The sequence below is a fragment of the Armatimonadota bacterium genome (genome assembly GCA_028871815.1).
Lineage (GTDB): Bacteria > Armatimonadota > Chthonomonadetes > Chthonomonadales > Chthonomonadaceae > REEB205.
Genome location: JAGWMJ010000001.1, coordinates 289,754 through 302,427, shown reverse-complemented (window position 1 = coordinate 302,427; position 12,674 = coordinate 289,754). Strand labels below are relative to the sequence as shown.

The window sequence follows — 12,674 nt, the reverse complement described above, 5'->3', positions numbered from 1 at the left end:
GTCAGTGTCCTCCGACGCCGGCGGGCGCCAACTCCGCCGTCGATACAAACTCGCGCACTGCCGAAATCGTGCTGCGACGCACCGCATCCGGCGTGTCGAATATCACAAGCTCTCCCCCGTGCAGCATCGCTACGCGGTCCGAGATGCGGAATACCGATCCGATGTCGTGCGAAACGATGACCGATGTTACACCGGTGGCGTCACGCGTTGCAACAATCAACTCGTCAATTGTCCGGCTGGTAATCGGGTCCAGACCGCTGGTTGGCTCGTCGTAAAAAACGATGCTCGGCTCCATTGCGAGCGCACGGGCAAGACCTACGCGTTTCTGCATACCTCCGGAGAGTTCGTCCGGATAGAGCCGTTCCACACCGTCCAGGTCCACCTGCGCCAGCCGTCGCGTAACAATCGCGTCACGTTCGTTCCGCTTCAATCCGCGCCGGTGCTGGGTAACCCCAAACAGAATGTTGTCATAAACGGTCATCGAGTCAAACAAGGCTGCGTACTGAAACACAAGGCCCATCTTGAGGCGCACGTGGCCCAATTCATCCTCAGGCATCCGGGTTATATCGGCTTCCTCGATCAGGATCTCTCCACTGGTGGCGCGGATCAGGCCGGTCATCAGTTTCAGGATGGTGGTTTTGCCGCTGCCCGAGGCGCCCATCACTGAAACAATCTCGCCAGGCATAATCTGCATGCTGATGCCGCACAGCACCTGCCGCCCGCCGATGGCATACACCACGTCGCGCAACTCTATCGCGGGCGCGGTCACCGTAACGCCAGGTGCCGCAGAAAGGGCGTAAGCGCCAAATCCGCCAGGAAGATTGAGATTACGCAAAGCACCACGGAACCGGTTGTGGCCCGACCGACGCCGGTAGCGCCACGGCGAGTAGAAAGGCCCTGATGGCAGGCGATCAGGCCGGTAATTGCGCCGAACACAACCGCCTTGATCAGACCTCGTTCCAGATCCACCGTGTGAGCCCAGGTCCGAACCGATTCAAAGAACACCGGACCGGTAATGCCGGCCATGCGCGCAAAAAGGTAGCCGCCATACAAGCCTGCACAGTCGGCGATCGCCGTCAATAACGGCAGCATGATGAGCGCCGCTGCAATGCGTGGCGCCACCAGGTACCGCACAGGCGAAACCGCCATCGACCGCATTGCGTCTACCTGCTCGGTTACAACCATGGTGGCGAGCTCTGCTGCAATGGCGGCGCCGGCCCGCGCAGCCAGCGCTACCCCGCTCAGCACCGGGCCAAGCTCGTTAAACAGCCCGTATGCCAGGGTGCCGCCCACCAGCTGGCTGACGCCTACCTGTTGCGACAGTTGCGTTACGTAATAGGCAAAAACAGCGCCGGTGGCACCAGTAATGATCAAAACTATCCAGATCGAATCCGCGCCGACCGCGGCCATCTGGTCCACAAGCTGCCGCACAGGTATGCCTTCACCGGCGGCGGCGACGACGGTCTGCCATGCGAGCCCAACTACGCCGGCAATAAGCTGTAGGGGGCCCGCACCCGTAATGCGCGGTACGCGTGAACCTGCCGCTGCCTGCCCAGCATCTGCTGCCTGCTCAGCCATGGCAGAGAGTATACAAGCGCATCTTTACAACCGTCAACGCGAAAGCCGTTCGCCAGGCGCGTAAAGATGCATTTCTGAAACCTCGTGTCTACAAAGTGCGTCGTGCGGATCGTCGCTCGTCAACCGCTCCCGGATTCCGCAGCCTTCCCACCGCAACTCTATGCACAACTCGAATACGCGATTCATTACGGCCGTCCTGCTCGTGGTCGCACCACCGACCGTGTACGGCTCGCCCGCAAGCGCCCAGGCCAATGGAAGCCGCCATATCGCAGCGGTTCGCACGGCCACTCCACCGGTGATTGATGGCGACCTGTCTGATCCATGCTGGAAATCAGCGCCCACGGCCAGGATGTTTACCGACGAGCAGAACGATCGGCCAGCGCCGGATCAAACCGTCGCCATGGTTGTGTACGACAGCCGCTGCATCTATGTTGCATTCCGCTGTACCGACAACCAGCCGGCCTCCATCACCGCCCGTGAAACAGTCCGCGACAGCAAATATCAGAACCAGAACAACGGCTCCTACGATACCGAAGACAACGTGGAAGTAAGGCTCGACCCCTTCCTCTCCCACCGCGACAGCGACATCTCACGCTTCTCGGTAAATGCAATCGGCACGCCGTCGGCGCTCCTGGGAGGCGGGCGAGCCGCCAAGGTGGAGTGGGAGGGGTTATGGCAGGCAGCGGTAAAGCGGACGCCAACGGGTTGGCAGGCGGAGTTCCGGATCCCGTGGCGGATCCTCAACTACCCAAAATCCAACAAGCCTATCGATTTTGGCATCAACTTCACGCGGTTCCAGACGCGCACCGCGCTCTTGAGCGAATGGAGCAATCTGGGTCCGCAGGTGTTCACCGCCCGCGAGGGGATCTGGACCGGCGTCGTACCGCCGGCCGGCAGGTTCAAGCCTCGTCTCTCGCTGCTGCCCTACCTTTTGCCGGCTGAACGGGCTGGCGCGATGAGCCTGCGGATCGGCATGGATGCGCGCTACCCCATCTCACCACAGCTCACGGCTGTGGCAGCACTGAATCCCGATTTTGGAACGGTGGAAGGCGCGGTGCAGGGGATTCAGTTCTCTCACTCGGAGCTTTTCCTTCAGGACCAGCGCCCCTTCTTCGTTGAAGGTAACGAGCTATTCGGCAACAACAACTTCAATCTTATTGGAAACTATTTCTACTCCCAGCGCATACCAGGCTTCATTCTGGGCGGCAAGGTGTATGGCAATGTGACGCACAGTGATACGCTGGTTGCCCTCGAAACCGAGACCCCCGGCAGCAGATCCGACCTGGCCACGCGGATCCGGCACGACTTTTCACCGACCGCGAATCTCGCCTTGACGCTGGTGCAGCGAACCGCCCCAGGCGATAACAACACCGTCGGCCTGCTGGAGCATGACCAACGGTGGGGGAAACTGGAGGCCGATACGCAGCTGGGCATCAGCGGTGGAAACACCGCCGGCGGCCACTCCTTCCAGACCTTCGAGGTGTATGAGGACAAGCTGAATACAACCGGCATCGGTCTCACCGACGTGGCGCCGGACTTTGTCGATGAAGATGGCTACGTGCCATTTAACGATGAGCGCTCGGTAGTTCTGTTCGAGAACTGGGCGGCCGCCTGGAGGCATGGACCGTGGCGATCGTTCAATGTGCAGTCGATTCCTCAATTCGGTTGGCACTACAGCGGTGCACCGTATCAGCGCGGCATTGATACGGCGTTTCAGTTTGTAACCCAATCGAACTGGCAGTTGGGCGGCGAAATCAATTACGACAAGTTTGATACGCAAACCGACGCTACCATGATGCTATCGGTGACGCGCGGCGTGCTGGACCGGTTTCATACCTGGGGCATATCCATACTTCACGGCCTGCAGGGCAGTCGACCCTCCACATTCGTGCAGCCTTCGTTCTCATACCGCTTCCTGCACAAGCTGGACATCACGTACGCCGGCGCGCTTCTGTACCGGGATGGCCGCACCCAACAGCACGTGGTGTCTTTGAACTATCAGGTATCGCCCACGGTGGCCTTCGGTGGCCGCCTGGTAGCGCAAACCGGCGGCACCAATGGCTTTCTGTTCTACAGGCACTCCGGCGGTAAGGGCACCGAGACCTACATCATCCTCGGCGATCCCAACGCGCAGCGATGGACAAATCTGGTTGCAGTGAAGCTGGTATTTGCACTCTAACCGCCGCCGATGTCGTGCAGTGTAGGCGCAGCCGCCAGCCACAGTTCGCATATCGCTCTGTCAATCACCCCCAGAACCTCAACGGCCTCTGGCGCATGCCATACGGGCCGCAGGCATTATTGGTACCATCCTGGGCCGGCTGCGGTGCGGCTGTGGCCTACAGGCCCGCGCCATAAAGCCAGTGGTACCTATCGGGCCACTGGCCGAAGTCGGCTCGGAGATTGACGAATCTCGCCTCAGGATGAGGCCCTGCAGCTCGGGCCGCGGAATCAACCACGCCGCGTTCTGGCATCCTGCCCCGCTTCGTCATTCCGGACCCCTCCAGCGCCGGTTCCCGAGCAACGCCGAAGGATCGGCTGTTGATGGTTCCGGTTCCGGCAGCCGGCGCTCGCTGCCAGGCATTTCCGTTCTTAAACGTCAAAAAGAACAAAAAGAAGTCGCGCGGATGGAACTTTTTCGCCCCAAAAACTCGCTTAACGTTTTAAAGGCCGCGTGCGTGCGAACATTTTCAGATAAAGGTCGTATACTCCTTGACAGGCTTGTTCTGTTAGATTATGATAACTTTGGTTTCGATTTCGTATACGGTGGATCCGGTAGGAAACCGCACCGGCGAAACGGTGGGAAGCACCTCTACGAGCTTCACGATGGATAACGACGATGAGCTTACGTCGACCAGCGGCGGATTCGCGAACAGTTACTCGTACAATGCAAACGGCGAACAGACCGGCCGGACGCTGGCCGGCACGGCGTACACCCTCGCCTTCGATTACGATGGCCAGCTCAAGTCGATCACGCAGGGTACCGCGGTGACCGGTTTCGGCTATGACGCTCTGGGCCGCCGCGTGAGCCGCGCCGTTTCAGGCACAACCACCTCCACGCAGTATGCCGGCGGCGCGCCGGTAACCGAAATGCAGGGCAGCACGTTCACGGCAGCTTACACCGTCGGTAACGACCTGCTCCGGCGTAACAGCGAGTATCCGGCGTTAGATGGCCTCGGCTCGGCCCGCGCCGAAACGAACAGCTCCGGCACGGCCACGGCCACGCAGGATTTCGATGCGTTTGGAAACACGATCGCCTCCAGCGGCAGCAGCGGCAGTCCCTACAACTTTGCCGGCGATTGGGCCTACCAGAGCAACGGCGACGCCGGGCTGCAGCACGTAGGAGCGCGCTACTTCGACCCGCAGGTCGGGCGGTTCGCCAGCCGCGACAGCATGCTGGACCAGATTCCGTACGCCTATTGCGGTGGCGAACCGACAGACTTCGTGGATCCCAGCGGGACGGCGCCTATCTGGATGGGTGACCTTGCCTGTTTTGGAGTTGGCGGCATATTGATCGGTGCACCTTTGGTAATTACAACTGCGCCAGCTTGGTTCCCGATCGCGGGCGGCGCCCTTATTGTTATCGGCTGCGTTGATATCGTCCGGGGCATCTTCGACATAGGTCAGCAACAGGCTGACCGGCGAATTGGGATGCCGTTTCCAGACGGTGGCGATCATCGTTTCTCAGCAGAGATGGAATACGAGACGAATCGCGACCTGTACCCCGACATCAAGCCTAAGCCGGGCTGGACCGAGCCAGTGCCCGCGTGGTACAAGAAGCTCTAATAGCCATGGAAAGCGACCTCGTACGCAAAGTGGATCGCGTCAACGATGCGGCCTGGGTTCGCATAGTCCCGATAGGCATTATTGCCTGGCTGCTTGCGTGTGCCATGCAGTTGCCCGGCCGCGCCTGGCTGGCACGGATGTGCGTTGGAGAGCCGTGCATATTCATCGCGGAAATGGTGGCAGTGGTAGCGATCGGGCGATGGGCACAGCGCAAAGTCGACCGCTTGATCGCGTCGAGCGTTGATGTAGCCGGGCTCGCGGTGATCGCCCGGCGAGCAAGGTTCCGCTCGGGGCGCGCCGGACCGACGCTCCTCGCAGTTTCGCGACAACTGATGCCCATGGAAGCAGAGCAGTGCGCGGAATTCGTTGTTCGCTATCCCGACGTGATCGGCCGCCTCCTCGGGGCGCATGACAGCACGGCGGTGGCAGCGGCGGCCCGCGCGCTGTCGCTAGGCGGGAGCCCCGCGGAGTTGGCACGGGCACGACGACAACTCGGACGACGTGTCGCCGTTGGAGGGTGGCGCGACATGCCCGATCTTGCTACCGCAATCAGCAGCGCTGACGCCATATTGGCGGAGGCAGCGGCCGCTGCCCAACTGGCGCAGCAGAGCCTTCGCGCGGTTGCCGTTACCTCAGCTGGACACGATACCGAGATGCTGCGCCCCGGCGGACTCGACCTTGGAAGATCGGACGGCCTCCTGCGCGCTAGCGCGCCGGAGCCACAGTTGGCGCCGCCACTGGTAAGCCTGGAGTCGAGCATCGGTCCCTGACGTTCAGAAACGCGGACCGGCTCAAACTCGTACTCCATTTCGTATACGGTGGATCCGGTAGGAAACCACACCGGCGAAACGGTGGGAAGCACCTCTACAAGCTTCACGATGGATAACGACGATGAGCTTACGTCGACCAGCGGCGGATTCGCGAACAGCTATTCGTATAACGCCAACGGCGAACAGACCGGACGCACGCTGGCCGGCACGGCATACACCCTCGCCTTCGACTACGACGGGCAACTCAAGTCGATTACGCAGGGTACGGCGGTGACCGGTTTCGGCTACGACGCCCTAGGCCGGCGCGTGAGCCGCGCCGTTTCAGGCACAACCACCTCCACGCAGTATGCCGGCGGCGCGCCGGTAACCGAAATGCAGGGCAGCACGTTCACGGCAGCTTACACCGTCGGTAACGACCTGCTCCGGCGTAACGGCGAGTATCCGGCGTTCGATGGCCTCGGCTCGGCCCGCGCCGAAACGAACAGCTCCGGCACGGCCACGGCCACGCAGGATTTCGATGCGTTTGGAAACACGATCGCCTCCAGCGGCAGCAGCGGCAGTCCCTACAACTTTGTCGGCGATTGGGCCTACCAGAGCAACGGCGACGCCGGGCTGCAGCACGTAGGAGCGCGCTACTACGACCCGCAGGTCGGGCGGTTCGCCAGCCGCGACAGCATGCTGGACCAGATTCCGTACGCCTATTGCGGTGGCGAACCGAACGATTTCGTGGATCCGAGCGGGCGAGGACTCGTCTGGAGCCTTCTGAAGCGTCTCGGGGCGGAGTCCACGCCAGTCAATCCGGATATCGCCGACGGCGGTACGGGCCTGGGCCCGATCGGCCTTGGGCTTGGGGAAGCCGGGCAGCACCTCGGGCTTCCATGGCTTGGCGACATAGGCCAGATTGTTGGCGGGGCAGGATGGATCGTCGTAGGTATCGGGCTCCTGGGACCCGAAGTGACCGTTCCTGCTATGCTCATTATTGGTGCCATTGCGCTCTTTGGCGGCGGCGACCAAGTCGCTCACGGAATCGCGGCGTTGCGGCGCGACCTATGAACCCGCATCTGGCCATCGCGTTGCACTGTAAACAGCCCCGCCCCCGTGGGCAGTCGAGCCGTATGGCCGTCGCGCGTCGGTGCGCTTCGGCCTCGCGGCGGCCGCCGCGCCACGATCTTGGCCATGATTTAGGTTGTGATGGCAGCAGCCGCTGATCAGATACATGCCGTGTTGGGGCTAGCCATGCTTTCCGCCGGCGTTTGGCTCACGGTAGCTGCTATTGCAACGCCGCGATCGGAGGCGGTCCGCGAGGTGAGGTGTCGCACCGGCTTTCCAGCGGCCCTGCTCGGCCTGTTGATGAGCGTTGTTGGTTTGCGCTGGCTTCTGGCGCGTTTTATCTTGACACCATCGTGGCTATCGGATCTCCTCACGATCGTGGAAGGCATGGGTTGGACATTGGCGGCTTTATCGTGGCTCGTTCGCCGGACGCGCGCGCCGAAGCCGTGACTGGCGTGGAACGCTCAGCAATGGTGTCTGCCAGATGGAGTCGGTTCTCGGCAAATACTCTTCCGGCCACGCTGGGGGACCGGGCCCGCCAGCGTCGGCGCCCGCCCGCGCGCCATAAAGCGCCTGTGTTGCGATGGCGATTACCCGCGGCGGCCCGTGAGACGACGGGCGCCGCCAGCACCGGCTTCAACCAGGACGGCGACCTGCTCCGTCGCAACCGCGAGTACCCGGCATTCGATGGGCTGGGTTCCGCCCGTGCCGAGACGAACAGCTCCGGCACGGCCACGGCCACGCAGGATTTCGATGCGTTTGGCAACACGATCGCGAGCAGTGGCTCAACATCGAGTCCGTACAACTTCGCCGGCGACTGGGCCTACCAGAGCGATGGCGACGCCGGACTGCAGCACGCAGGAGCGCGCTATTACGACCCGCAGGTCGGGCGGTTCGCCAGCCGCGACAGCATGCTGGACCAAATGCCGTACGCGTATTGGGGGGTGAGCCGACAGACTTCGTGGATCCCAGCGGACGGAAGGCGACTGACTGGACCGCTGATTTTCAGTGCGGGTTTGAAACTGTCGCCACCGTCATCAGCGGTAGCTGGGGAGGTGCAATCGGCGCAACGATCGGCGGGAGGAGATGGTTCCCTGGCCGGCCGTGGTGGAGGTTGCTCAATCCGAAGGCTGGCCCAAGGCCTCCCGTGGCGGACGACCCGGGCCCCGAAATAGGTGTCGGTACAGAGGTTGAGATCGGAGAGGGCGGAGAGGTTATAGCTGGCCTCGTCGGTGGGGCGGAAGAAGGCGCGGAGGTAGGCGTATTCCTCGGACCTGAGGGCCCCCTGATAGGCGGAGCCATCGGCGCTGGTGTCGGGTTTATCGCGGCGGCCGCCGTCTGGGACTGGACCCATTGACCGGTACGGAGCGCCGTCGCCGGAGCCGGTTCCCCGCTCAGGCCGCTGGCCCGCCGCGCAGCAGTCGAGAACGCCTGGTCTCGGCGCTAGCCGACGCATTCTATTGTATGCCCATGCTGGGTGTAATGACCGGGGTGGATGCGTGGATGCATCGCAGCCAACGTTCATTTACCGGTGTTGAGTGGAGAATAGGAGTTTCATGGCTGGTCGGTACACCAATGTGGTTTGTCATGGGTTACGTTTATCATAGGTCTAAGCCTGACGTGTGGGGGTATTTTGTGCCGCCGATTCGATTACTGGCGCGGCGCTGGCCCGGTATCCCAGCCTGGAATGCATTCATCCGCACGCTGATGGTGGGGTGCCTGGTCTTTCACGCCGCCTGCGTCGTCTTCTGGATTATTACGCTGGGGCAACTTTTGGTGAGGTGATGCGGTACGGCGTGATCGGCGCGGGGGCGCGTTTCCGTCGCCACGCAGCGCTGCGTGAGTGCGCTGCAGTCTGGTGAAGAGCGACGACCGTACCGTCAACTGCCTGTTGCTCTACTTCGGTTGGGATGACGGCCCGAACGCCTGTGCGACAGGCGGGGCAGTTTTACGGCAACGGTAGCGCGCCGTAACGTTCCCGGCCTAGACCCGCGCCATCTGAGCCATAAGTACCCCTCGCTTCGCTCAGGAAGACAGCCGAAGCCACACGCCGGTTGACAGCGAGCGGGCGATTTGCTAAACTTACGATAGGTACCGGCTGCGAGTTGATTTCGCCCGGCCGCCACGACGCAATATGGTGGCTGCTGCGCGCGTTGCTAAACCAGCCTGCATGGAGAGATCCGCATTGAAGCAAGGCCCGGTGCGGCACGCTGCGGCAGCCTGGATGTTGATTTGTTCGCTCGGCTGCTCTGAATCTCTCGCCGCACAGCATCCAGCACCCAGAAGCCTGTCGGCCCAAGTCACAACGCACGCGCCGGTCATCGACGGCGATCTTTCCGATCCGGCATGGAAGGCTGCGCCGGAGGCCACCACCTTTGTGGATGTGCAGAACGGGAACCCCGTGGCCGATCAAACGGTGGCGCGGGTCCTCTACGACAGCAAGTACATCTATGTGGCATTTAACTGCCTCGACAGCAAGCCCAGCACCATCTCAGCCCGGGAGACCGTCCGCGACAACAAGTACCCCAACACCTATACGGTTAACAACAATGAGGACAACGTTGAGGTCTCGATAGACCCGTTCTTTTCGCACCGCGCACAGGATATCTCCAGCTTCAGCGTAAACGCAATCGGGACGCCGTCGGCTCAACTCGGTGGTGGCCGAGGAAGCAAGCTGGAGTGGGAGGGGTTGTGGCACGCAGCCGCCCGACGCACCAAAACCGGCTGGAGCGCGGAGATCAGCATACCGTGGAAGATGCTCAACTATCCCGTCAAGGCGGGACCGGTCACGTTTGGAATCGAGTTCCGCCGGTTTCAACTCCGCACACAGATTCTCAGCGAATGGAGCCCGGAGGGTCCCAACACATTCCTCAATCTGGAAGGCATGTGGACCGGCGTCAAGGTACCGCAGAAGGAGTTTCACCCGACGGTCTCCGTACTGCCGTACGTACTGGCAGGCGAGACGAGGGGAACCATGAACCTGCGTACCGGAGCCGACCTCCGCTACGCCATTTCGCCTCAGATGACGGCGGTGGGCAGCCTGAACCCCGACTTTGGCGATGTGGAGAATGCGGTTCAGGGAGTCCAGTTCTCACGAACCGAGCGCTACGTGGCCGAAGAGCGCCCGTTTTTCCAGGAGGGCAGCAGCTACCTCAATCATATTCATATCAACTTTGTAGGTGAATACCTCTATACTCCCAACATGCCGGGCTTCATCGGCGGGCTCAAAACCTACGGCAAATTGAGCGATCTGGATACACTGGGCGTGATGGATGCATGGACGCCCGGGGCAAACGGAAGAAACGACTTTATCAGCCGCTACCGGCACGACTTCAATAGAAGCAGCAACCTGGCATTCTACTTTGGACAGGTAAGCCAGGCCGGTAACAACAATACGATTGGAGAAGTGGAGCAAGATGTGCGCCACGGCAAGTTTGAAGAGGACACGCAGTTCGCTCTGACGGGCGGAAACACAGCCGGCGGCCACTCGCTCGCAACCGCCCTGAACTATAACGACAAGCTGAACCAGGCTTCACTGGCCTACGTGGAGGTGGCGCCCGATTTCGCCGACATCGATGGTTACATCCCGTATGTGGACCGGCGCGGTCTCGAGCTGTACGACGTTTGGAGTGGAGACTGGCGCAAGGGAACGTGGCGCGGATATAACGTAAGCTCAGACCTCAATTTCAATTACCACTTTGATGGCCGCCGGTTTCAGCGCGGTGGCACCACGTCGGCGCAGTTCTTCACCCGGGCCGATTGGCAGTTTGGCGGCAGTTTGGACTACACCAAGTTTGACGACCAGACCGATGCCACGGTGGGGTTCACCATTGCCCGCGGTGTAAGCGACCGGTTTCACCAATGGGGCATTATTCTGCAAACCGGGTTGCTCGGCAGCCGCCCGACCACCTTCCTCAACCCGCTCTTTTCATACCGGCTGTTCAGGCACCTGGATGTAGCCTACAATGGCGAGATCCAGAACCGCGACGGCACCGTGTTTCAGCACGTGCTCACGGCCAACTACCAGTTCTCGCCAACCCAGGCGGTGGGTGGAAGGGTTGTGGATCAGACTGGCGGCACGAACTTCTACTTCTTCTACCAACACTCCGGCAACAAGGGCATGGAAACCTACATCATCTACGGCGACCCGAACGCGCCAAAGTTCGTGAATCGCCTCGTGGTCAAACTGGTTTTTGCGCTGTAGGCCGGTTCGGCCAACCTATGGGTGGCCGCCACACAGCGCATTGTAGATGCCGATCACACGCTTCACATAGTTCTGCGTTTCGCGATACGGCGGTACCCCGGCGTACTTCTTTACCGCGCCCACGCCGGCGTTGTAGGCCGCAATGGCCAGGTAGGCGTTCTGGAGGCCGCCGAATGTGGCGAGGCGGCTGGAAAGGTACGAGATAGAGCCTTCCAGATTCTGTACCGGGTCGAACGGATTGCTCAGGCCGAGTTCCCTCGCAGTACCGGGCATCAATTGCCCAAGGCCAACAGCGCCGGTCCGCGATACAGCCTGTGGGTCAAAGTTCGACTCGCAGATGATCATCGCCACAACCAGGCGCGGATCCACGTTGTACTGATCCGAAAACCGCAGCAGGTTGAACGCAATCGATACGGCCTGCTCCTCGGTAAGGCGTGGGTTCTGACGCGCGATGAAGGCGTAGTAGGCGGGAAAAATGCCACTCACACGCGGGCCGAGGTTGGCCATCGCCTGCTCGGCTGTGGCCGGTGAAAGGCGGGCATAACCGCCCCGTGAAGCAAGCTGCACGCCACCCGGCATCCCGCGCCGCAGTGCGTTACGAAAGCCGGCCCGCCGCATCTCGGCAGATCGGAGTTGCTGCAGCGCAGCCTGCTTGCGCTCCGCCATCTGCCGCTCGGCGGCGCTTACGATGCTGTCGTGAACTACGGCAAGCACCTTCAGCGGCGGCACATTGCCAAGCGCTCCGCCACCCACCCGCGCCAAAACGCGCACCATCGGCGCACTGTAACCGGATAGGCCTGCCAGCATCCCGTGGGAAACACCTGTCAGCATCACGCCACTGCCATCGGATAGCACCAGCATGATGCTCTCGCCGCCCCCGGCTGTCTGAACCGATCCGTTCAGCGTACCGCGCAGCTCTATCACGCGGCCCGCATACTCTTGCGGGTCCAACTGGATGCGGGAATACGTAAGGGACCGGTTGCAGCCGAGTTCATGCCGCAGATGGATATAACTCGTGCCGGGGTCCTCACGCGCAACCGCAAAAGAAGCGCAGGCGAGCGCGATCAGAATTGCAAAGCTGGTGCGAAGGATTCTCAAGCGGGTGCTGCCTGCAGGGGTTGCCGGGCCGGCCAGTGCTTCTCAGCGGAGAGACCGGGATTCGAACCCGGGGTAGCGCCGTATAGCACTACAACTGCTTAGCAGGCAGCCGCTTTCGACCACTCAGCCATCTCTCCCTACCACCAACCATTGTACACCAGCCACTAGAATAATGCAAAGCGCGCCGATAC

At 61.5% G+C, this 12,674-nt stretch carries 10 protein-coding genes and 1 tRNA gene; 7 read left to right on the top strand and 4 right to left on the bottom strand.

Going from position 1 to position 12,674, the window contains the following annotated elements; all coding sequences use genetic code 11:
- Position 1: 1 nt before the first annotated feature.
- Together KGJ62_01250 and KGJ62_01245 are read right to left on the bottom strand one after the other, a co-directional pair.
- Positions 2-694: an ATP-binding cassette domain-containing protein gene (locus tag KGJ62_01250; protein ID MDE2125197.1), complete on the bottom strand. Its 693-nt coding sequence runs from the start codon at positions 692-694 to the stop codon at positions 2-4.
- A 71-nt stretch (positions 695-765) separates the two neighbouring features.
- Positions 766-1,578 (bottom strand): ABC transporter permease, encoded by an 813-nt coding sequence (locus KGJ62_01245; protein MDE2125196.1) that lies wholly within the window; start codon positions 1,576-1,578, stop codon positions 766-768.
- 160 nt (positions 1,579-1,738) lie between these two features.
- Between KGJ62_01245 and KGJ62_01240 the strand changes: the two genes are divergently transcribed.
- The 7 genes from KGJ62_01240 (at position 1,739) to KGJ62_01210 (ending at position 11,385) form a co-directional block, all read left to right on the top strand.
- Positions 1,739-3,757 carry a carbohydrate binding family 9 domain-containing protein gene (locus tag KGJ62_01240; protein MDE2125195.1) on the top strand — a complete coding sequence of 673 codons (2,019 nt, stop codon included), beginning with the start codon at positions 1,739-1,741 and terminating at the stop codon, positions 3,755-3,757.
- 554 nt (positions 3,758-4,311) lie between these two features.
- The gene (locus KGJ62_01235) at positions 4,312-5,361 is read left to right on the top strand and encodes an RHS repeat-associated core domain-containing protein (protein ID MDE2125194.1); all 1,050 of its coding nucleotides are present in this window, start codon (positions 4,312-4,314) and stop codon (positions 5,359-5,361) included.
- 5 nt (positions 5,362-5,366) lie between these two features.
- Entirely contained in the window at positions 5,367-6,131 is a 765-nt protein-coding gene (locus KGJ62_01230; GenBank protein ID MDE2125193.1) for a hypothetical protein, read from the top strand.
- A gap of 81 nt (positions 6,132-6,212) precedes the next feature.
- Entirely contained in the window at positions 6,213-7,184 is a 972-nt protein-coding gene (locus tag KGJ62_01225; protein ID MDE2125192.1) for a hypothetical protein, read from the top strand.
- Positions 7,185-7,322: 138 nt separating this feature from the next.
- Positions 7,323-7,631, top strand: coding sequence for a hypothetical protein (locus KGJ62_01220; GenBank protein ID MDE2125191.1), 309 nt, complete (start codon positions 7,323-7,325; stop codon positions 7,629-7,631).
- Positions 7,632-7,759: 128 nt separating this feature from the next.
- Positions 7,760-8,356, top strand: a complete 597-nt coding sequence (locus tag KGJ62_01215; GenBank protein MDE2125190.1) for a hypothetical protein — start codon at positions 7,760-7,762, stop codon at positions 8,354-8,356.
- A 1,010-nt stretch (positions 8,357-9,366) separates the two neighbouring features.
- Positions 9,367-11,385 (top strand): carbohydrate binding family 9 domain-containing protein, encoded by a 2,019-nt coding sequence (locus KGJ62_01210; GenBank protein MDE2125189.1) that lies wholly within the window; start codon positions 9,367-9,369, stop codon positions 11,383-11,385.
- 15 nt (positions 11,386-11,400) lie between these two features.
- Here KGJ62_01210 and KGJ62_01205 read toward each other — a convergent pair whose 3' ends face one another.
- Entirely contained in the window at positions 11,401-11,964 is a 564-nt protein-coding gene (locus KGJ62_01205; protein MDE2125188.1) for a lytic transglycosylase domain-containing protein, read from the bottom strand.
- Between the two features lie 565 nt (positions 11,965-12,529).
- A tRNA-Ser gene (locus tag KGJ62_01200) sits at positions 12,530-12,620 on the bottom strand.
- Positions 12,621-12,674: the final 54 nt, after the last annotated feature.